A 22,795-nucleotide genomic window follows, 5' to 3' on the forward strand; every position below is an offset into this window, starting at 1 on the left:
AGGCATCAATTAAGTGAAGAGGCCATCCGTAAGGATGGCCTTTTTGCATTTATACGGCGCACAAACAAATCCCCCAACTCCTTGCTTATACGGTAAACTACCTCCGTTTTTGCATCAGGATAGCGTCTATGAACCACTCCCTTAAACCCTGGAATACCTTTGGCATTCAACGCAATGCTAATAACATTGTACGTGCCGATACTGCACAGCAATTGCTGAGTGCATGGCAAAGCGCAACAGAAAACGACGAACCCGTACTGATTCTGGGCGAAGGAAGTAATGTCCTGTTTCTCGAAGATTTTGCCGGAACGGTGATCGTCAACCGCATCATGGGAATTGATGTGGAAGAGCGCGCTGATAGCTGGCATCTGCATGTAGGGGCCGGAGAAAATTGGCATCATCTGGTGCAATTTACCCTTGAGAAGGGGATGCCAGGCCTCGAAAATCTTGCACTGATCCCAGGTTGTGCCGGATCGTCACCCATTCAAAACATCGGTGCCTACGGCATCGAACTGAAACACGTCTGCGAATATGTCGATTGTATTGAACTGGCGACCGGAACGGCTCAGCGTTTGACTGCCGAACAGTGTCATTTTGGTTACCGCGACAGTATTTTCAAACATGAATACCAGGATCGCTATGTGATTGTGGCCGTTGGTCTGCGTCTGGCGAAAAAATGGAAACCAGTCCTCACCTATGGTGATTTAACACGTCTTGACCCAGCAACTGCAACCGCACGTGAGGTGTTTGAGTCTGTTTGCCATATGCGAATGACCAAACTTCCCGATCCAAAAGTGAATGGAAATGCCGGGAGTTTCTTCAAAAACCCAGTCATTAGTGGCGAAAATGCAAAAGCATTTCTTGCTGGATGGCCTGCTGCACCACATTATCCGCAAGCTGATGGCAGCGTGAAGCTGGCTGCGGGCTGGCTTATCGATCAGTGCCAGTTAAAAGGTGCCACGAAGGGCGGGGCTGCAGTGCATCGTCAGCAGGCCCTGGTTCTGATTAACCAGGGCAATGCGACCGGCAGCGATGTTGTGCAACTGGCACACCATGTCCGTCAGTGCGTGGGCGAAAAATTTAATGTCTGGCTGGAGCCAGAAGTCCGCTTCATTGGCCGCACAGGTGAAGTGAATGCCGTGGAGACCATTGCGTGAAGGATAATACCATCCCGTTAACACTGATTGGCATTCTTGCCGACGGTGAGTTTCATTCTGGCGAGCAGTTGGGTGAGCAACTCGGCATGAGCCGTGCCGCCATTAACAAGCACATCCAGACCCTCCGTGACTGGGGAGTAGATGTCTTCACGGTTCCCGGAAAAGGATATAGCCTGCCGGAGCCAATCCAGCTACTGAATGAAGAAGCGATCCGTAACCAGATTGGATATGGCAATGTTGCGGTGCTGCCAGTGATTGATTCGACGAACCAGTATCTTCTGGATCGTCTGCCTGAGCTGAAATCCGGAGATGCCTGTGTTGCGGAGTATCAGCAGGCTGGTCGTGGTCGTCGTGGCCGTAAATGGTTCTCGCCATTTGGTGCCAATCTCTATCTGTCCATGTACTGGCGTCTGGAGCAGGGGCCTGCTGCTGCTATTGGCCTGAGTCTGGTTATTGGGATTGTCATGGCGGAAGTACTGCACGATCTGGGCGCTGATAAAGTGCGTGTTAAATGGCCTAATGATCTTTATCTGAACGATCGTAAGCTTGCAGGTATCCTGGTCGAACTGACAGGAAAAACAGGCGATGCGGCGCAAATCGTTATTGGTGCAGGCCTCAATATGGTGATGCGCAATGTACAAAATGATGTGGTGAATCAGGCCTGGACTAATCTTCAGGAAGCAGGGATCGTCATCGATCGTAACACCCTCGCCGTGCGTATGATTAAGGAATTACGCAGCTCACTCATCCTCTTTGAACAGGAGGGGCTGGCACCATTCCTGTCTCGTTGGGAAAAGCTGGATAACTTTATCAACCGCCCGGTGAAATTACTGATTGGTGATAAAGAGATCTACGGAACATCCCGTGGCATTGACGCACAGGGTGCGTTGCTTCTGGAGCAGGATGGTGTGATCAAGCCGTGGGTAGGCGGTGAAATTTCACTGCGAAGTGCTGAACAACCGGAATGAGTTAATTATGCGAAAACCCGTCTGCGCTACGCTGGCTGTGATGATGAGTTTGCTCTTCTCTCCTCTCTCTCAGGCGGGTCAGGCCTGGGAAAGCTATAAGGCACGCTTTTTCAAACCGGAAGGCCGCATTGTCGATACCGGCAATGGTGACGTTTCGCATACGGAAGGCCAGGGTTTCGCCATGCTGATGGCGGTGGCCAACAACGATAAACCCACGTTCGATAAGCTCTGGCAATGGACAGACAGTCAGCTTAAAAACAAAGATAACGGCCTGTTTTACTGGCGTTATAACCCCGCAGAATCCAACCCGGTCGCCGACAAGAACAACGCCTCCGATGGCGATGTGCTGATTGCCTGGGTACTGTTAAAAGCCGACGCGCGCTGGCATGACAAACGCTACAGCGCTGCATCGGATGCAATTACAAAAGCACTGATTGAGCACAACGTGATCCGCTATGCGGGTTACCGGGTGATGCTACCGGGTGTCCAGGGGTTTAACCTTGATGGTGAAGTGGTACTGAACCCTTCTTATTTCGTGTTTCCGGCATGGCAGGCCTTTGCCGGGCGTAGTCATTTACCGGTCTGGCGTGAATTGATTAAGGACGGGGAACGTCTGCTGGGGAAAATGGGCTCGGGTAAAGCGAATCTGCCCACTGACTGGGTCTCTCTGGCGTCGGGTGGCAAGCTGACTCCGGCCAAAGGTTGGGCACCGCGGATGAGCTACGATGCGATTCGTATTCCGCTGTATGTGGCCTGGGTTGATAAGCAAAGCCCACTGCTGACGCCGTGGCGAGCCTGGTTCGGTCAATTTCCCCGGGAACAAACTCCCGCCTGGGTTAACGTCACTACTAACGAGTATGCACCCTACATGATGGAAGGGGGTCTGCTGGCAGTACGTGATTTAACGATGGGACAGTCTTCCACAGAACCCGAAATCACCTCAAAAGATGATTACTATTCAGCAAGCCTGAAAATGCTGGTATGGATCGCCCGGCAATAATCTGAACATTCCCTCTCCCCGGAGGGAGAGGGAAGCAATGCCATTTTACTGCGGATAAGGTACCCAATCTCCGCCGTTCAGGCGAACGTAAGGTTTGTTCTGGTACTGAATCACCACCGCGTTGGCGTTCTCAGAGACTTCTGCCGTTTGTGGCAGATTGCTGGTGAGCTGATCCCAGTTCACGCTGTCTTCCACAAATAGCTTCCCGTCAACGGCACGGGCAACCAGCTCGGAGATCGCCAGATAGCTGGTTGGCTGGGTGATCTCAATCGGTGCGCCCTGATGCGGAGCCTTCATACCAAAGAATTTAATACCTGCAGGCACATTAGTAATGGACGGGCTTGGGATATCACGCAGACCAGACACCTGCATCCTGTCACCTTTCAACGCGCCACCATGCTCAGGTACCACAACCACCATCACTTTACGGCCTGATTTTTCCAGCTCCGTGAAGAATGCGTCCAGTTCGTCGAAGAACTTCTGCGCACGCACCTTGTAGTCAGCCGTTTTGCTCACGCCAGGGAAGTGGTTACCATCGTGAAGCGGCAGGGTGTTAAAGAACGTTGCACTGCGAGGATTATTGTCCTTTTCGATGGTCTGCAGCCAGCGTTGCAGCACGGCGGTGTCGTCATAAACTGGTGAACCGTCGAAGCCTAACAGCGAAACCGGCAGACCCGTTTGATCCATCAGCGGTGCCTGCATACCCCCTTCCTGACGAACCTCTTTCAGGAAATCACCAAACACACCGTTATGACCCAGCATCAGATGCTGTGTAAAGCCCAGTTTTGCCAGGTTATCGAACAGATAGCACTGGTTTCCGGCCGGCTGGTACAGGTTTTTATGTGAGGGCTGGCCGCAGCTTGCGCGCAGCAAACGAATTGCCGCCGGGCCGCTGTATGAGGTTGCAGAGTTGAAATCTTTAAACTGAATGTCGAAATGTGACCACAACGGATGCGACATCAAACCTGCAGCATCCACATCTGCCCAGGAGAGTGAACAGATGTTGATCACCAGCAGTTCAAAGGGTTGAGCATCTGCCGGCAGCGCATCCGGGAACTTAGTCTGTCGCTTATCTTCCGCGGTATAGAAGCTGGAAAGCCAGGCGTTCAGGTTAGTGGAGGTCGGTGGTGCGGTCTGGGTGGGGATATCACCCACCACAGGTGTATCGCCCGCGGTCGCAACGGTTGCCGCCGCACTGCCACCGGTGGTGGTGACAGTTGTGGTTGGTTGACCCGCCGGCCACAGAGAAAAACCGGGACCTGCAAGCGTCAGTACGTTAAGCCAGATCATAATGGCGACGACAAATACCGTGACGCGGACCCACTGCGACAGAAATAGCCAGGCAACCAGCAGCACAAAGACGGCACCAATCATCTGCCAGTTAATAAAGCGCTCAGTGAGGTCAAGGACATAGCTGGCGCTAAACCCGGCAACCTGCGATCCCTGGCTCATAATGCTGTCCGGCCCTGGTAGCCAGGTATCATGCCAGAACAGTGCAAAGCCGACAGGGATGGCCACCCAGTGGCGTAAGCGATGCAGCCTGATATTTGGCAGAGGCATCAGCAGGAAGGCCATAAACACCAGGTTGAGAAGAGGATGGAAATTCAAATAGCCTGCCCAAAGCAGACCAAACTTCACCAGAAAGTAGAAGTTCCAGCCAGAAAGGCCGCGCCAGTATTGCCACAGCGGCGAGGGTGACGAAGCGGTATAGGTAGAATTAGTCATGTTTTCGGTCTGCCTTGACGTGTGATGCCCGTGTCAGTGTTCCGGCTGGTTTTACATAGCGAGGTTTTACAAACAGCACTCTGGCCGTATCACGGATACGGCGTATTGAATGGCGCGCGTAGTAGCCAAGCGGGAAAAAGATCAGCGCACAGAATACGACCAGTTGAATAATATCGCTGATACTCATGATGGTGTGTTCTCCCCATTCTCAGTTAATAGGCGAAGGGGTTCCGGAATCCGACGCCAGACATGTCCATCATATTTGGCATTGAGAATCGGTTTAACCTCACTCTTGATAGCGAGCGGTTTAACCCATTGTTCAGGCTTGAGGGCGCGCATCTGCACCAACTCTGCGCCGATAGAGTTATCTTCGAACCAGATCATACGGTTAGAGAAGATATCCCCGGTCGGCAGGGGGAAGATGTGGTTAAGCGCAGTATCGAGATCGTTTACCCGGCAGAAGGATAAAAACAGTACCAGACGATTGTCGCCAATGGTCATGATGTCCCCTGTGCGGTTCGGACGGCATAACGTGAGGGCCTGTTCAACGCGAATACCCGGTACAGGGCGCAGGGCAACCATGACCCCTTTTCCGTCTGCCGGAAGTAGCGTGTTGTTCATCATGTTGCTAACGGCGTCGCAGAAGGTATCCCATTTTTGGTATCCACGCAGTTTCATCGGCTGCGTCATGGAGAGCAATGTGGACACATCTTCCGGGACATGGCGGCTGAACTGCTGGCCCTGAACGCTCTCGATAAGCGTCAGGCAGCGCGACAACGGCGCATTCCATGGAATGACCATATTGGCACCACAGCCCAAAAGCAGGCGCTCATCGGTGGCGCGCAGGCTGGTATTGTTTTCGCGCACGATAATTTTTAACGCACTTCCGCGCTGGCGACGTAAGGTGTGGATTTGCCTTGCCAGCGTCTCAATCTGGTTATTCTGCATCAACGAGAAAACAATCGTTGCTGCCTGGGTTGTGCGGGCTTCATGAAAAAGCGCTTCGTTAGATTCAAACAGTGACCAGTTTTCCGACAGTGCAGGTGCTCCCTCTAAAACCGCAATATGGCTCAGAATCCGTTTTTCATCACTGCGCGGTTGCACCACCGTTTCTTCTTGCTTTGCCAGGTGCCACCTACCCTCGATATGTTTAAGGGTCAGCTGTTGTCTGGCGCTCACGCCTTTTTCATTGCACCAGAATGCAATGTCGTAGAGATAGCTACCGACCTGATCACGCACACTTGCCAGACCAAACAGGGAGCGATATTCACCCATTAAAAGTGAGAAGAGCTTGTCATTATTACTGCCAGGATTGACTATCAATAGCGTGCAATTTTGAAACTTTGTCCATTTATTGATTTTTTCCAGCCAGGTCAGCAGTTTTTCTGCGGGGATATTTTGCAGGACGTTATTCGCACATTTAAGGATCACCAGATGGTGATCCGGATCAATAGTGCACTGAACGTCGCGGGACAAAAAGTATAGACTATCGACTTCCGAAGACATGGAAAATAATCGCACAGACTGCGGTCCGCGGTCACTTTCGAGCGAAATAATTTTCTTCGGGTCATCGCCCATGCTAATGACGGCTACGCGGGAATCCTTATCCTGCGCGGCAATTGTCTGGTTTACCAGACTGATAGCATCTTCATTTCGGTCCGTATTAATCCACCAGACTCCTCCGACTGGCATGTGGCTCAATTCGTCCCATAATGACTGGATGCCAATAGAAAATATGGAGTCCACGGTGTCCCTCTTTTCGTCTAATTTATCTGTATCTCAGTTTACTAGCGAAAGCGTAGAAATAAACCTAACATTGAAATTAAAGAACATCAGATTTAGCATGTAAATGAAATTTGATAGGCAGGATGCCTCGCAACTTCTGAACATGCGATTTTACTCAAAGGGATGGAAGAGAATGGATAATAATGAACCCGGTACCCCAGTCGACTCAACCCTGGGTTACACATTCCAGAATGATTTTCTGGCGCTTACGCAGGCTTTTTCTTTACCTGAAATAGATTACACCGATATTTCCCAGCGGGAACAGTTGGCTGCGGCTATTAAACGTTGGCCGTTATTAGCTGAATTTGCCCATCAACAATAAGGGAGCCATTGATGGCCATACTCGGATTACAAGGCATCCGTGGCGGGGTGGGTACCACATCCGTGACTGCGGCGCTGGCGTGGTCATTACAGCTTTTAGGTGAGTCGGTGCTGGTTATTGATGCCTGCGCCGATAATTTGCTGCGTATGTCGTTTAATGTCGACTTTACGCGCGAAGAGGGCTGGGCTCGCGCGCTGCTTGATGATAAAGACTGGCGGGATGCGGGTATGCGTTATACCTCCCAGCTTGATTTACTGCCTTTTGGTCAATTGACCACTGCGGAACGCGAAAATGAGGCGGCATATCAGCGTCTGTTTTCGCAATTCACGCTTGCGCTGCAGAGCCTGAAAGAAAAAGGGCACTATAAATGGATCCTGCTGGATCTGCCGCATGGCTCCGGCACGCTGACCCGACAGCTTATCGCGCAGTGCAATCATGTCCTCTCGGTCGTCAACGTCGATGCGAATTGCCATATCCGTTTGCATCAGCAAGGGCTGCCTCAGAATGGACATATTCTGATTAACGATTTACGCATTGGCAGCCAGATCCAGGACGATCTGTATCAGGTGTGGCTGCAAAGCCAGCGCCGCTTGCTTCCGATTGTCATCCATCGTGATGAGGGAATGGCGGAATGCCTTGCCTCTAAGCAACCGCTCGGGGAATACCGCAGCGATTCACTGGCGGCAGAAGAGATTCTGACACTGGCTAACTGGTGTCTGCTGAACTTCGCCAATGCGGCGGACCCTGCAGGGAGTTCGGTATGAGTCGTCTCGCCAGCTGGTTACTCATCCCGCCGGTTAGTTCGCGTTTGAGCGAACATTACCGGCATTTTCGCCGGCATGGTGCTTCGTCATTTAGTGCCGCGCTCGGCTGTTTCTGGATGATTCTGGCCTGGATGTTCATTCCACTCGAACACCCGCGCTGGCAGCACATACGTGCGCGGCACAGCGAGTTATATCCGCACATTAACCCAGACCGGCCACGGCCTTTGGATCCGGCGCGATACCTTATTCAGGCTATCTGGCTGGTGGCAACATCCCCCCGGTCAGAGAAAAAAGTGCCGCACTGGCGCAGCTTCTCTCGTGTTCAGCTGTTACGTGAACGCTACCATCAGTGGCTGAATAAATTGCCCGATAGCGTGACCGATAAGACCAGCCACCTGGATAACCATAAAGAGCTCGGGCATCTCCACCCGGGCTTGCGGCGTTTTATTCTCGGCGTGATCGTCGTCTTCTCGCTCATCCTGGCGCTGGTCTGTATAACGCAACCCTTTAACCCGCTGGCACAGTTCACCTTCCTGATTCTGCTGTGGGGCGTGGCATTGCTGGTTCGCCGTATTCCGGGTCGCTTCTCAGCCCTGATGCTGATTGTATTGTCGTTGACCGTCTCCTGCCGCTACATCTGGTGGCGTTATACCTCAACGCTGAACTGGGACGATCCGGTCAGTCTGGTATGCGGTCTGGTTCTGCTGTTTGCGGAAACCTACGCTTGGGTTGTACTGGTGCTGGGCTATTTCCAGGTGATCTGGCCGCTCAACCGCCAGCCGGTTCCGCTGCCAAAAGATACCTCTCAGTGGCCGTCAGTGGATCTCTTTGTCCCCACCTACAACGAAGATCTGAGCGTGGTGAAAAACACCATTTATGCCGCGCTGGGTATCGACTGGCCAAAAGATAAACTCAAAGTCTGGATCCTCGACGACGGTGATCGTCCGGCGTTTCGTCAGTTTGCGGAAGAGGTGGGAGTCGAGTACATCGCCCGTCCGACTCACGAGCATGCAAAAGCCGGAAACATCAACAACGCGCTGAAGTATGCCACTGGCGAGTTTGTCTCGATCTTTGACTGCGACCACGTACCGACACGCTCGTTCCTGCAGATGACCATGGGCTGGTTCCTGAAAGAGAAAGAGCTGGCGATGATGCAGACGCCGCACCACTTCTTCTCGCCGGATCCGTTTGAACGTAACCTTGGCCGTTTCCGTAAAACCCCGAACGAAGGAACGCTGTTCTATGGCCTGGTGCAGGACGGGAACGACATGTGGGATGCCACCTTCTTCTGCGGCTCCTGTGCGGTTATCCGCCGCAAACCGCTGGATGAAATTGGGGGTATTGCGGTCGAAACGGTCACCGAAGATGCGCATACCTCGCTGCGTCTGCACCGTCGTGGTTATACCTCTGCCTATATGCGTATTCCCCAGGCCGCTGGTCTGGCAACGGAGTCACTGTCGGCGCACATTGGTCAGCGTATTCGCTGGGCACGCGGCATGGTGCAAATCTTCCGTCTCGATAACCCACTGATTGGGAAAGGGCTCAAGCTGGCGCAGCGTCTTTGCTACGTCAACGCCATGTTCCACTTCTTGTCCGGTATCCCGCGGCTGATCTTCCTGACTGCGCCACTGGCCTTCCTGCTTCTTCACGCTTACATCATCTACGCCCCGGCGCTGATGATTGCGCTGTTTGTTTTGCCGCACATGATCCACGCGAGCCTGACGAACTCGAAGATTCAGGGTAAATACCGCCATTCATTCTGGAGTGAAATCTACGAAACGGTGCTGGCCTGGTATATTGCCCCGCCAACGATGGTGGCGCTGATTAACCCGCACAAAGGTAAATTTAACGTCACCGCGAAGGGTGGTCTGGTGGAAGAGGAGTACGTCGACTGGGTGATCTCCCGTCCGTATATCTTCCTGGTATTACTGAACATTGTTGGCGTTATCGCGGGTATCTGGCGTTACTTCTATGGCCCGGAAAACGAGATCCTGACCGTGTTCGTGAGTATGGCATGGGTGTTCTACAACCTGATTATCCTCGGTGGCGCAGTTGCCGTGTCGGTAGAGAGCAAGCAGGTACGTCGTGCGCATCGTGTTGAAATCTGTATGCCTGCGGCACTTGCCCGTGAAGATGGACACCTCTTCTCCTGTACCGTGCACGACTTCTCTGACGGTGGTCTTGGGATCAAAATCAACGGTCAGGCGAAAGTGCTGGAAGGGCAGAAAGTTAACCTGCTGCTTAAACGTGGTCAGCAGGAGTATGTCTTCCCGACGCAAGTTGTTCGTGTGGCAGGGGATGAAGTCGGTCTGCAGCTGATGCCGTTGACCAAAAAGCAGCATATTGATTTTGTGCAGTGTACGTTTGCCCGCGCGGATACGTGGGCTCTCTGGCAGGACAGCTTCCCGGAAGATAAACCTCTGGAAAGCCTGCTGGATATTCTGAAGCTGGGGTTCCGTGGCTATCGTCACCTTGCAGAATTTGCCCCGTCGTCGGTGAAAATAATTTTCCGGTCACTTACTTCGCTGGTTTCCTGGGTCGTGTCGTTCATTCCTCGTCGTCCTGAGCGGGATGAGGCGAAGCAGGCGGACCCGGTTATGGCTCAACAATGATGATAACGCGATGAAAACAAAACTTTCCTGGTTATGTGCAGTGGCAATGGGGATGAGTGCAATCCCCGCAACAATGGCTAATGCAGCTCCTGGTAACGCAGCGGCAACGCCTGCGCCAACGGTGCCTGTCGTCGCGCAAGCAACCGATGCGGTTGTCACTGCGGCACCCGGTCAAACAGAAAACATCACTCCGAATCAGCCAACGGAGGGGAACACCCTGCCGGCAGACAGCCAGGTTATCGGGCAGGTGATGCCGGGCGTCCGGGGCGCAAATGCGCCCGTTGTCGCGGACAATGCCCCGTCACGGGATGTGAAGCTGACCTTTGCGCAAATTGCGCCCCCTCCGGGAAGTATGGTGCTGCGCGGCATCAACCCTAACGGCGGTATTGAGTTTGGTATGCGCAGTGATGAGGTTATCTCTAATGCGGTGCTGAACCTTGAATACACCCCATCTCCGTCGCTGTTGCCCGTGCAGTCTCAGCTGAAGGTTTACCTGAATGACGAGCTGATGGACGTTCTGCCCGTCACGAAGGAGCAACTGGGTAAAAAAACACAGGCTCAGGTGCCGATCAACCCGCTGTTTATCACCGACTTTAACCGTATCCGTCTGGAGTTTGTCGGCCACTACCGTGATGTCTGTGAAAACCCGGCCAGCAACACACTGTGGATGGATGTAGGGCGCAACTCCTCGCTGCAAATGACCTACCAGTCACTGGCGCTGAAAAACGATCTCTCAGCGTTCCCCATTCCGTTCTTTGATCCGCGTGACAACCGTTCGCTAACCCTGCCGATGGTCTTCGCCTCGTCCCCGGATGTGACTGAGCAACTCGCGGCCACGATTGTGGCATCCTGGTTTGGTTCTCGTTCCGGCTGGCGCGGCCAGAGCTTCCCGGTGATGTACGATAAAATGCCGGACAGAAACGCGATCGTCTTTGCGACCAATGCCAAACGACCAGCCTTCCTTCGCGATCATCCAGACGTTAAAGCGCCAACCATTGAAATGGTAAGCCACCCGGATAACCCGTACGTGAAGCTGCTGGTGGTCTTTGGTCGTGATGATAAAGATCTGGTGCAGGCCGCAAAAGCGATTGCTCAGGGCAATGTCCTGTTCCGCGGTAACAGTGTCGTTGTGGATGAAGTTAAGCCACTGCTGGCGCGTAAACCTTACGATGCGCCAAACTGGGTACGTACTGACCGTGCAGTGACATTTGGTGAACTGAAAACGTATGAAGAGCAGTTGCAGGCGACCGGGCTTGAGCCTGCACCAATTAGCCTGTCACTGAATCTGCCGCCGGATCTGTACCTGCTGCGTACCAACGGGATTGATATCAATCTGAACTATCGTTACACCTCGCCGGTAACGAAAGACAGCTCGCGCATGGATATCAGCCTGAACAACCAGTTCCTGCAATCTTTTAGCCTGCAAAGCACTCAGGATAATAGCCGACTGATGCTTCGCCTGCCGGTGTTGCAGGGGCTGCTGGACGGGAAAACGGATGTCTCTATCCCGGCGCTGAAGCTGGGTGCGGTGAACCAGTTACGCTTTGATTTCCAGTACATGAACCCGATGCCTGGCGGTTCGATAGATAACTGCGTGACCTTCCAGCCTGTACAGAACCACGTCGTGATTGGCGATGAGTCGACCATCGACTTCTCGAAGTACTATCACTTCCTGGCGATGCCAGATCTGCGTGCATTTGCTAATGCGGGCTTCCCGTTCAGCCGTATGGCCGATCTCTCTGAATCCATTGTCGTTATGCCAAAAGCGCCAAATGAAGGGCAGGTGACAACGCTGCTGGATACCATGGCGACCGTAGGAGCACAGACAGGGTTACCGGCAATTAACGTCACGTTGACTGATGATGGTAGCCAGATCCAGAACAAAGATGCTGACATCATGGTGATCGGTACCATCCCGGATAAGCTGAAGGATGACAAACGTATCGATCTGCTGGTGAAAGCGGCTCAGTCATGGGTTAACACCCCGATGCGCCAGACCGAGTTCCCGAGCATTATGCCGGATGTTAACGATCGCCAGGCCAGCGTGCAGACGGCCGTAACGTCTCAGGGAGCCATGGCCGCAGTGGTGGGCTTCCAGTCACCTTACAACGAGCAACGTAGCGTTGTGGCTCTTCTTGCGGACAGCCCGCGCGGGTATGAACTGCTCAATACCGCGATGAACGACAGCGGTAAACGTGCCGCGATGTTTGGTTCGGTGTCGGTGATCCGTGAGTCTGGCGTTAACAGCCTGCGCGTGGGCGATGTGTATTATGTCGGCCATCTGCCGTGGTTCGAACGTCTGTGGTATGCGCTGGCTAACCATCCGGTTCTGCTCGCCATCCTGGCTGCAGTCAGTGTGGTACTGCTGGCGTGGGTGCTGTGGCGTCTGCTGCGTATCATCAGTCGTCGTCGCCTTAATCCGGATGAGTAAGATGTGATGAAAGCCTTTCGCTGGTGTGCATTAGCAGCGTTGATGCTGGCGGCGCTTCCTCTTCGCGCCGCCTGTACCTGGCCTGCCTGGGAGCAGTTTAAAAAGGATTACATCAGTGAGAGCGGGCGTGTCATTGATCCCAGTGACACGCGCAAAATTACGACGTCGGAAGGACAAAGCTACGCCTTGTTCTTTGCCCTGGCCGCGAATGATCGCAAAGCGTTTGACCAGTTGCTGACGTGGACGCGCGATAACCTTGCCAGTGGCAATCTCAGTGACCATCTGCCGGCCTGGCTATGGGGACAGAAAGACAAAGAAAACTGGGCGGTTATTGATAGCAATTCCGCCTCAGATGCCGATGTCTGGATCGCATGGTCGCTGCTTGAGGCGGGCCGGTTGTGGAAGCATCCGGAGTATACCCGCACGGGTAAGGCACTGCTGAAACGCATTGTCAGCGAGGAAGTGGTAAAAGTGCCCGGTCTCGGCGCGATGCTGCTTCCCGGCAAAGTGGGTTTTGCCGAAGAGAAAAGCTGGCGCTTCAACCCCAGTTATTTACCTCCGCAGTTAGCGAGCTATTTCACGCGCTTCGGTGCTCCGTGGACGACCCTTCGTGAAACCAATCTCCGTTTGCTGCTGGAGAGTGCGCCGAAAGGTTTTTCGCCGGACTGGGTGCAGTACCAGAAAAACAAAGGCTGGCGGTTACAACAGGATAAGACGCTGGTAGGGGGCTACGACGCCATTCGCGTCTACCTCTGGGTGGGGATGATGAGTGATAACGATCCCCAGAAAACCCGGCTACTGACGCGCTTCCAGCCGATGGCGGCAATGACAATGAAACACGGTGTGCCGCCGGAGAAAATGGATGTGGCGAGTGGAAAACGCACGGGTAAGGGCCCGGTCGGTTTCTCTGCCGCGATGCTGCCTTTTTTACAACAGCGTGATGCCCAGGCGGTTCAGCGCCAGCGCGTTGCAGACCATTTTCCCGATAATAATGCCTATTACAGTTACGTACTGACTCTCTTTGGGCAAGGATGGGATCAGCATCGTTTTCGCTTCACCGCTAAAGGTGAATTAATACCGGATTGGGGCCAGGAATGCGCAAGTTCACAGTAAGTCTACTCAGTTTATCGCTTGGCCTGGCATTGATGCCGTTGGCTCAGGCCGCTAACTCTCCCCAGCAGAGACAACTGCTGGAACAGGTTCGGTTGGGTGAATCAACTCAGCGTGAGGATTTGGTTCGACAGTCACTTTATCGTCTTGAGTTGATTGACCCGAACAACCCTGACGTCATCGCCGCACGCTTTCGTTACCTGCTTCGTCAGGGTGATACCGCTGGTGCGCAAAAAGAGCTGGATCGACTGAAAGGGATCGCGCCGGGTTCCAGTGTGTATCAGTCATCACGCAATACGATGTTGCTCTCCACCCCTGATGGTCGCCAGCAGCTACAGCAGGCCAGATTACTTGCTACGACGGGGCACACTCAGGAGGCGATTGCCGCCTATGACAAGCTGTTTGGCGGCAACCCACCGAGTGGCGACCTGGCGACGGAATACTGGAATGTCGTGGCGAAAGATCCTGCCCGCCGCAATGCAGCGATTAACCAGCTCAAGAAAATAAATACCAGCAACCCCGGAAATACACAGCTGCAGGCAACGCTGTCTCAACTTCTGTTCCAGAGTGGACGGCGCGATGAAGGCTTTGCGGTGTTGCAGGAGATGGCTAAATCCACCAATGGCCGCAATCAGGCGTCAGATTTGTGGTATGAGCAGATAAAAGGCCAGCCTGCCAGCAGCGCCAGCGTCAGCGCGTTGCAAAAATATCTGAGCGTGTTCAGCGACGGTGATAATGTCACGGCGGCACGCTCACAGCTTGAAGCACAACAAAAACAGCTTGCTGACCCGGCGTTCCGTGCGAAAGCGGAAGGGCTGGCCGCAGTGGATGCCGGACAGGGTGGTAAGGCGGTAGCTGAACTGCAAAAAGCCGTCAGCGCCAACCATGCCGACAGTGAGGCGGTGGGGGCCCTGGGGCAGGCTTATTCCCAGAAAGGTGATCGCGCCCGCGCAGTGGCACAGTTTGAAAAGGCGATTGCCCTCGATCCCCAGAGTGATAACCGGGGCAAATGGGACAGTTTGCTGAAAGTTAACCGTTACTGGCTGCTGATCCAGCAAGGGGATGCGGCGCTGAAGGCGAATAACCCGGCGCAGGCAGAGCGTTACTATCAGCAGGCACGCAATATCGACAATACCGACAGTTATGCTGTGCTGGGGCTGGGAGATGTCGCGGCAGCGCGTAAAGATAACGACGCGGCAGAGCGTTATTATCGCCAGGCGTTGCGTATGGACAGCGGCAACAGCAATGCGGTTCGTGGTCTTGCCAATATTTACCGCGCGCAGTCTCCGGAGAAAGCTTCACAGTTTATCCAGTCGCTGTCTGCCAGCCAGCGCCGGAGCATTGATGATATTGAACGTAGTCTGACCAATGAGCAGCTTTCAGCCCAGGCAGAACAGCTGGAAAATCAGGGCAAATACGCTCAGGCAGCAGAAATTCAGCGTCGCCGTCTGGCACTCTCTCCTGGCGACGTGTGGATAACATACCGACTGTCGCGCGATCTCTACAGCGCGGGCCAGCGTAGCCAGGCGGATACCCTGATGCGTCAGCTTGCCAGCCAGAAACCGTCTGACCCGGATCAGGTGTATGCCACCGGGCTGTATCTTTCCGGAAACGATCAAGACCGGGCTGCCCTGGCGCATCTGGACACGCTTCCGCGTAACCAGTGGAATAGCAACATTCAGGAGCTGGCCGACCGCCTGCAAAGCAACCAGGTGCTGGAAACCGCCAACCGTCTGCGCGACAGCGGCAAAGAGCAGGAGGCAGAAAATCTCCTCCGCCAGCAACCGACCTCCACTCGAATTGACTTAACTCTGGCAGACTGGGCACAGCAGCGTGGTGATCTTAATGAGGCAAAAACGGCTTACAGTGCCGTGTTGCAGCGTGAGCCGCAGAACGAAGATGCGATCCTCGGTCTGACTGAAATTTACAGTGCACAAGGTGACAAGGATGCCGCGCGCGCCGAACTGGCTAAATTGCCAGCCGCGCAAAATGGTCAGCCGTTGTCGCTCAATATGCAACGGCGGATTGCGATGGCGCAGGCCGGTCTGGGCGATTCCGCAGCCGCAGAACAAACATTCAACAAAATCATCCCGCAGGCCAAATCGCAACCCGGTTCCATGGAGAACGCGCTGGTGTTACGTGATGCTGCGCGTTTCCAGGCACAAAACGGCCAACCTCAGCAGGCGCTGGATACCTATAAAGATGCTATGGTCTCGTCTGGCATCACGACGACACGCCCGACCGACAACGACAGCTTCACCCGTTTGACGCGTAATGATGAAAAAGACGACTGGCTGAAACGTGGGGTGCGCAGTGATGCCGGTGATTTGTACCGCCAGCAGGATGTTAACGTCACGCTGCAACATGATTACTGGGGCTCCAGCGGTACGGGTGGTTATTCTGACCTGAAAGCGCACACCACCATGCTGCAGGTTGATGCCCCGCTCTCTGATGGACGTATGTTCTTCCGCAGTGACCTGGTCAATATGGACGCCGGATCGTTTGAGACGAAGGACGGGAAGTACGATCCAAACTGGGGTACCTGTTCAGCGACACCGTGTAGCGGCAACACCCATCAGTCAGACAATGGCGCGAGCGTCGCCGTTGGCTGGCAGAATAAAACCTGGGCGATGGATATTGGTACCACGCCAATGGGCTTTGATGTCGTCGACGTGGTCGGCGGTATCAGTTACAGCAGCGATCTGGGGCCAATCGGCTATACCGTTAACGCCCACCGCCGACCAATATCCAGCTCTCTGCTCGCCTTCGCCGGGCAAAAAGACACCAATACCGGCACAACCTGGGGTGGCGTACGCGCTACGGGTGGTGGGGTGAGTGTCAGCTATGACAAAGGCGAGGCGAACGGTGTCTGGTCGAGCCTGAATGCAGAAACGCTGACGGGTAAAAATGTGGAAGATAACTGGCGCGTCCGCTGGATGACGGGTTACTACTACAAGCTGATTAATAAAAACAATGAGCGCCTGACGGTCGGCGTCTCCAACATGTTGTGGCACTACGACAAAGATCTGAGCGGGTATTCTCTGGGTCAGGGCGGCTACTATAGCCCGCAGGAGTATGTCTCCTTCGCTTTGCCAGTGACCTGGCGTAAACGCACGGAGAACTGGTCCTGGGAGTTGGGTGGCTCGGTATCCTGGTCTCATTCAAAAACCAAAGACGAGTTGCGCTACCCGATCCAGAGTCTGATCCCGACCGATGAGCCAGGCCGCTATACTGATCGGGGCGCGATGGAAACCGGCAGCAGCTCCTCAGGCACAGGTTATACCGCGCGGGCTATTATCGAACGTCGTGTAACGTCCAACTGGTTTGTGGGCATGGGCGTGGATATTCAGGAAGCGAAAGACTATACCCCAAGCCATGCGTTGCTGTATGTACGCTACTCTGCTGCAGGCTGGCAGGGTGATATGGACTTACCGCCGCAGCCGCTCATCCCTTACGCGGACTGGTAATCGGATTTTCCTTAATCCATTTGTAAGTCTCTCTTAATAGCGTAGCAATCGGGTATACTCAGGCGCGCCAGGTTTACACCCTGGTGCGCCCTGCGCTTCGAGTTTTGTGGAGAGTCATTTTGCGTGTCAGCCGTTCTTTAACGATCAAGCAGATGGCGATGGTTTCTGCCGTCACCATGCTGTTTGTCCTGCTCTTTTGCGTAATTTTGCTGTTTCATTCCGTACAGCAGAATCGCTATAACACGGCTTCGCAGTTAGAAAGTATCGCCCGCTCGGTGCGAGGCCCACTCTCTGCCTCTATCCTGAAAGGGGATATTCCCGAAGCGGAAACCATTTTGAAACGCATTCAGCCGGCTGGTGTCGTAAGCCGGGCGGATGTTGTGCTGCCTAACCAGTTTCAGGCGTTGCGGATGAGCTTTATCCCGGAACGCCCCGTCCCGATGATGGTGATGCGCCTGTTTGAACTGCCGGTGCAGATTTCACTGCCGGTTTATTCGCTTGAACGGCCTGCTAATCCACAGCCATTGGCCTACCTGGTGTTACAGGCGGATTCCTATCGCATGTATAAGTTCGTCATGAGCTGGGTGGTTACGTTAGTGACCACTTGCTTACTTATGACACTGATCCTCAGCGTGGCGTTAACCTGGTGCATTAACCGACTGATTGTACATCCATTGCGCCGTATCGCCCGCGAGCTGAATGCGCTTGCGCCGCAGGATCAGATGGGGCATCAGCTTGAGCTGCCGCGTCTGCATCATGACGATGAAATTGGTATGCTGGTGCGCAGTTATAACCTCAATCAGCAGCGTATTCAGCGTCAACAGGATGAGTTAAGCAACAGCGCCACTCGATTCCCGGTGTCCGAGCTTCCCAATAAAGCCTTTTTGATGGCGATGCTGGAGCAGACCGTTGCGCGCCAGCAAACCACGGCGCTGATGGTCATCGCCTGCGAGACCTTGCAGGACACAGCTGGCGTGCTCAAGGAGAGCCAGCGCGAAATGTTGCTCCTGACGCTGGTGGAAAAAGTGAAGTCTGTGCTTGCCCCGCGGATGGTACTGACTCAGGTCAGCGGTTATGACCTGGTTGTTATTGCCAACGGTGTGAAAGAGCCCTGGCATGCGATCACATTAGGTCAGCAAGTACTCACTGTCATTAATGAACGCTTGCCTGTTCAGGGTATCCAGCTTCGTCCGAGCGCCAGCATCGGCATCGCGATGTACTATGGCGACTTGACGGCGGAACAGCTATATCGGCGCGCGTTCTCGGCGGCTTTTACCGCCCGGCGCAAAGGGAAAAATCAGATCCAGTTCTTCGACCCGGAACAGATGGAAAAGGCGCAACAGCGCCTGACCGAAGAGAGCGATATCCTGACCGCGCTGGATAACCGTCAGTTTGCCCTCTGGTTACAGCCGCAGGTGAACTTACTGACGGGAGAAGTGAAAAGTGCTGAGGCGCTACTGCGTGTACAGCAGCCGGATGGCTCATGGGAGTTGCCGGAGGGGCTGATTGAGCGCATCGAATCCTGTGGTCTGATGGTCACCGTCGGTTACTGGGTGCTTGAAGAGTCCTGTCGTCAGCTAGCCGCCTGGCAGGAGCGGGGCGTGACGCTGCCGTTGTCGGTCAATTTGTCAGCCCTGCAGCTTATGCACCCGGCCATGGTTTCAGAGATGCTGGAGCTGATCCATCGTTACCGAATCAAGCCTGATACGTTAACTCTGGAAGTGACCGAGAGCCGACGTATTGACGACCCTAATGAGGCGGTGGCGATTCTGAAGCCGCTGCGTAATGCTGGCATTCGCATTGCACTGGACGATTTTGGCATGGGGTACGCCGGGTTACGCCAGCTTCAGCACATGAAAACTCTTCCGGTGGATGTGCTCAAAATTGACAAAGCGTTTGTCGACGGCCTGCCGGACGACAGCAGTATGGTGCAGGCCATTATCCAGATGGCACGCAGCCTGAACCTGCATCTTATTGCCGAGGGGATTGAGACCGAAGCGCAACGCGCCTGGCTGGCAGAAGCGGGCGTGGAGAGCGGACAAGGCTTCCTTTTTGCCCGTGCTGTTCCTTCGGATGTCTTTGAACAACGATACCTTTCTGGTCCTGACAATAACGCAAAAGTGTAATTTTGTTGCTGGCTTGTGCGAGTCAGCTCAAAGTTCTTAACATTTGTGTTTCAAATTTGAACTGAGTTTATTTCTGTCCTGTTATGTGGGTGTTATTTTAAAGCCGCAGGTTAACCATAACCTTACAAAACCTGTGGTTTTTCTTCCCAAGGACACCCTATGAAAACCTCACTCTTCAAAAGTCTTTATTTCCAGGTCCTGACAGCCATCGCCATCGGTATTCTGCTGGGTCACTATTACCCAGAACTGGGCGCACAAATGAAACCGCTTGGCGACGCGTTCGTTAAGCTCATCAAAATGGTCATCGCCCCGGTGATCTTCTGTACGGTAGTGACGGGCATCGCGGGCATGGAAAGCATGAAAGCGGTAGGTCGCACCGGCGCTGTGGCACTCCTGTATTTCGAAGTGGTCAGTACCCTCGCGCTGATTATCGGTCTTATCATCGTTAACGTGGTGCAGCCAGGTGCGGGTATGAACGTTGACCCGTCAACACTGGATGCCAAAGCGGTCGCGGTTTATGCCGATCAAGCGAAGGATCAGGGCGTCGTCGCCTTCCTGCTGGACGTAATACCTGGCAGTGTCATCGGCGCGTTCGCCAGCGGAAACATCCTGCAGGTGCTGCTGTTTGCGGTCATGTTTGGCTTCGCCCTGCATCGTCTGGGTAGCAAAGGTCAGCTGATTTTCAATGTGATTGAAAGCTTCTCGCAGGTGATCTTCGGTATCATCAATATGATCATGCGCCTGGCGCCGATCGGTGCTTTCGGTGCGATGGCCTTTACCATCGGTAAATATGGCGTCGGTACGCTGGTGCAGTTGGGTCAGCTGATTATCTGCTTCTATATCACCTGTATCCTTTTCGTGGTTGTGGTACTGGGCTCCATCGCCCGTGCGACAGGTTTCAATATTTTCAAATTTATCCGTTACATCCGTGAAGAGCTGCTGATTGTACTGGGGACGTCTTCTTCAGAGTCGGCGCTGCCGCGTATGCTCGATAAGATGGAGAAACTGGGGTGCCGCAAATCGGTGGTTGGGCTGGTGATCCCGACGGGTTACTCTTTCAACCTTGATGGGACCTCGATATACCTGACAATGGCGGCTGTGTTTATCGCTCAGGCGACCAACAGTCATATGGATATTTTCCATCAGATTACCCTGCTGGTGGTGCTCCTGCTCTCTTCTAAAGGTGCGGCGGGCGTGACAGGCAGTGGCTTTATCGTGCTGGCGGCCACCATTTCCGCAGTGGGTCACCTGCCAGTGGCGGGTCTGGCGTTGATTCTGGGTATTGACCGCTTCATGTCTGAGGCGCGTGCGTTAACCAACCTGGTGGGTAACGGCGTAGCAACGGTAGTGGTGGCGAAACTGGTGAAAGAACTGGATCACAAAAAGCTCGACGACACGCTGAATAACCGTTCAACTGACAGCAAAAATCCTGGCTTAACATCTTAAACTTGTCACAAATGCCCGTATTCCCTTGTCGGGATGCGGGCTCCTGCGCATAATAACTGCTCATACCTGTCATAATTCGACAAGATTTTTTTTGGGTATATTTCACTTCTGACCGTGACGTTTTGCCGAACGCGCGGTCTAATTGACGTATTTTCATCGTCATCTTTAAGAGTGAGGCGCGTCGCGAGACACTCTTTTTTTAACCAGGAATGTTGATCAGGGGTTCACATGCAGGGCACAAAAATTCGACTCTTAACCGGCGGTTTGCTGATGATGGCAGCAGCCAGTTATGTGCAGGCAGATGCGCTCCAGCCAGACCCGGCCTGGCAACAAGGGACATTAGCGAACGGTTTTCAGTGGCAGGTTTTAGCCACCCCACAACGTCCCAGCGACCGTATTGAAATCCGTCTGTCCGTGAATACCGGCTCTCTCACGGAAAGCACCCAGCAAACTGGGTTTAGCCACTTTATTCCCCGGCTGGCACTCACTCAGAGCGGCAGTCTGCAAGCGGTTCAGGTGCGTTCGCTTTGGCAACAGGCCATCGATCCGAAACGCCCACTTCCTCCGGCTGTGGTTTCGTATGACTACACCATGTTTAACCTGAGCCTGCCAAATAACCGTAACGATTTGCTCAAAGAAGCCCTGACGTATCTCTCTGATGCCGCTGGCAATCTGGCGATTACGCCGGATACCGTTAACTATGCCCTGAGCAACAGTGACATGGTGGCGACCTGGCCTGTGGATACCAAAGAGGGCTGGTGGCGTTACCGCCTGAAAGGCTCCACGTTACTTGGGCATGACCCGGCCGAAACATTGAAACAACCGGTGGATGCTGAGCAGGTAAAATCGTTCTACCAGAATTGGTACACCCCGGACGCGATGACGCTGATTGTGGTGGGCAACGTGGACAGCCGCGCGGTGGTTGAGCAAATCAACAAAGCGTTTGGCGAGTTGAAAGGTAAACGTGAAACACCTGCACCCGTCCCGACGCTCTCTCCACTGCGTACAGAGCCCGTCAGCATTATGACGGACACCGTGCGTCAGGACCGACTTTCCGTCATGTGGGATAACGCCTGGCAGCCTATTCGTGAGTCCGCGGCGCTGCTGCGCTACTGGCGTGCGGATCTGGCGCGTGAAGCGTTGTTCTGGCACGTTCAGCAGACGCTCAATAAGAACGGTGTGAAGAATATCGGTCTTGGTTTTGACTGCCGTGTGCTGTTCCAGCGCGCACAGTGTGCCATTAACGTTGAATCACCGGGTGATAAGCTGAATGCGAATTTAGGTGTGGTCGCGAAAGAGCTGGCGAAAGTGCGCAAAGAGGGGCTGTCCGAAGAGGAATTCAACGCTCTCGTGGCGCAGAAGAAACTCGAGTTGCAGAAGCTGTTTGCGACCTACGCGCGCGCTGATACCGATATTCTGATCAGCCAGCGTATTCGCTCCCTGCAGAATCAGGTGGTGGATATTGCACCGGAACAGTACCAGAAGCTTCGTCAGGACTTCCTGAACGATCTGACCGTCGATATGTTAAATCAGGACTTGCGTCAGCAGCTGTCGCAGGAAATGGCGTTGATCCTGCTGCAGCCAAAAGGCGAGCCGGAATATGACATGAAGGAACTTCAGTCGACCTGGAATTCCATTATGGCTACCGCGCCGCAGCCGGTGCAGGCCACGACAACTGATGATTTACATCCGGACACGACGGATACTCCTCAGGGGCAGTAATGCGTAAACATCCCCTCTCCCTGTGTACAGTCTGGGGACATGGTAGACAGGTGTTCGGGGACATAGTGAACACTTTTTAACATCCTTTACCCATGGTGATCGACTGTTTCCTCAGGTCGATCACCCCCACTTTCGTGCTGTACCACCACACTTCATAGCA

Annotated in this window: 16 protein-coding genes; 12 read left to right on the forward strand and 4 right to left on the reverse strand. The window is 53.8% G+C overall.

The features are described 5' to 3' along the window. Positions 1-128: 128 nt before the first annotated feature. From murB to HED65_RS22090, 3 genes are read left to right on the forward strand one after another with little or no spacing between them, the layout of a single operon-like run. Positions 129-1,157, forward strand: coding sequence for a UDP-N-acetylmuramate dehydrogenase (gene murB, locus HED65_RS22080; protein WP_114980143.1), 1,029 nt, complete (start codon positions 129-131; stop codon positions 1,155-1,157). Next, positions 1,154-2,125 (forward strand): bifunctional biotin--[acetyl-CoA-carboxylase] ligase/biotin operon repressor BirA, encoded by a 972-nt coding sequence (gene birA / locus HED65_RS22085; RefSeq protein WP_108091158.1) that lies wholly within the window; start codon positions 1,154-1,156, stop codon positions 2,123-2,125. Before murB ends, birA begins: the two co-directional genes overlap by 4 nt. Positions 2,126-2,132: 7 nt before the next feature. Continuing rightward, complete coding sequence (locus HED65_RS22090) at positions 2,133-3,125, forward strand: family 8 glycosyl hydrolase (protein ID WP_114980144.1); 993 nt, start codon at positions 2,133-2,135, stop codon at positions 3,123-3,125. 45 nt (positions 3,126-3,170) lie between these two features. Here HED65_RS22090 and bcsG read toward each other — a convergent pair whose 3' ends face one another. Genes bcsG through bcsE form a run of 3 tightly spaced genes read right to left on the reverse strand, consistent with a single transcriptional unit; the run spans position 3,171 to position 6,596 of the window. Continuing rightward, positions 3,171-4,850 carry a cellulose biosynthesis protein BcsG gene (gene bcsG, locus HED65_RS22095; RefSeq protein WP_114980145.1) on the reverse strand — a complete coding sequence of 560 codons (1,680 nt, stop codon included), beginning with the start codon at positions 4,848-4,850 and terminating at the stop codon, positions 3,171-3,173. After that, the gene (bcsF, locus tag HED65_RS22100) at positions 4,843-5,040 is read right to left on the reverse strand and encodes a cellulose biosynthesis protein BcsF (protein WP_114980146.1); all 198 of its coding nucleotides are present in this window, start codon (positions 5,038-5,040) and stop codon (positions 4,843-4,845) included. Before bcsF ends, bcsG begins: the two co-directional genes overlap by 8 nt. Continuing rightward, on the reverse strand, positions 5,034-6,596 hold the full coding sequence (gene bcsE / locus HED65_RS22105; RefSeq protein WP_114980147.1) for a cellulose biosynthesis c-di-GMP-binding protein BcsE: 1,563 nt from the start codon (positions 6,594-6,596) through the stop codon (positions 5,034-5,036). The genes bcsF and bcsE overlap by 7 nt, the downstream gene beginning before the upstream one ends. Positions 6,597-6,768: 172 nt before the next feature. On the opposite strand from bcsE, the gene bcsR reads away from it, so the two are divergent. From bcsR to HED65_RS22150, 9 genes are all read left to right on the forward strand, one after another. Beyond that, positions 6,769-6,957 (forward strand): cellulose biosynthesis protein BcsR, encoded by a 189-nt coding sequence (bcsR, locus tag HED65_RS22110; protein ID WP_008503237.1) that lies wholly within the window; start codon positions 6,769-6,771, stop codon positions 6,955-6,957. An 11-nt stretch (positions 6,958-6,968) separates the two neighbouring features. Beyond that, on the forward strand, positions 6,969-7,721 hold the full coding sequence (gene bcsQ, locus HED65_RS22115; protein ID WP_114980148.1) for a cellulose biosynthesis protein BcsQ: 753 nt from the start codon (positions 6,969-6,971) through the stop codon (positions 7,719-7,721). Next, a complete protein-coding gene (gene bcsA / locus HED65_RS22120; protein WP_114980149.1) occupies positions 7,718-10,333 on the forward strand; it encodes a UDP-forming cellulose synthase catalytic subunit in 2,616 nt (871 codons plus the stop codon). The genes bcsQ and bcsA overlap by 4 nt, the downstream gene beginning before the upstream one ends. Before the next feature lie 10 nt (positions 10,334-10,343). Further along, positions 10,344-12,764: a cellulose biosynthesis cyclic di-GMP-binding regulatory protein BcsB gene (gene bcsB, locus HED65_RS22125; RefSeq protein WP_114980150.1), complete on the forward strand. Its 2,421-nt coding sequence runs from the start codon at positions 10,344-10,346 to the stop codon at positions 12,762-12,764. A 6-nt stretch (positions 12,765-12,770) separates the two neighbouring features. Then, a complete protein-coding gene (gene bcsZ, locus HED65_RS22130; protein WP_114980151.1) occupies positions 12,771-13,877 on the forward strand; it encodes a cellulose synthase complex periplasmic endoglucanase BcsZ in 1,107 nt (368 codons plus the stop codon). Then, positions 13,859-17,341, forward strand: coding sequence for a cellulose synthase complex outer membrane protein BcsC (gene bcsC, locus HED65_RS22135; protein ID WP_114980152.1), 3,483 nt, complete (start codon positions 13,859-13,861; stop codon positions 17,339-17,341). Before bcsZ ends, bcsC begins: the two co-directional genes overlap by 19 nt. Positions 17,342-17,460: 119 nt before the next feature. Then, positions 17,461-19,467 (forward strand): biofilm formation regulator HmsP, encoded by a 2,007-nt coding sequence (gene hmsP / locus HED65_RS22140; protein ID WP_114980153.1) that lies wholly within the window; start codon positions 17,461-17,463, stop codon positions 19,465-19,467. A 159-nt stretch (positions 19,468-19,626) separates the two neighbouring features. Further along, entirely contained in the window at positions 19,627-20,913 is a 1,287-nt protein-coding gene (locus HED65_RS22145) for a dicarboxylate/amino acid:cation symporter (protein ID WP_114980154.1), read from the forward strand. Between the two features lie 228 nt (positions 20,914-21,141). Beyond that, a complete protein-coding gene (locus HED65_RS22150; protein WP_114980155.1) occupies positions 21,142-22,635 on the forward strand; it encodes a M16 family metallopeptidase in 1,494 nt (497 codons plus the stop codon). Between the two features lie 76 nt (positions 22,636-22,711). Here HED65_RS22150 and HED65_RS22865 read toward each other — a convergent pair. Next, on the reverse strand, positions 22,712-22,795 hold an 84-nt coding region (locus HED65_RS22865; RefSeq protein WP_223256819.1), incomplete at its 5' end, for a hypothetical protein.

This window comes from Pantoea sp. LS15, assembly GCF_012241585.1.
In the GTDB taxonomy this organism is placed as follows: domain Bacteria; phylum Pseudomonadota; class Gammaproteobacteria; order Enterobacterales; family Enterobacteriaceae; genus Enterobacter.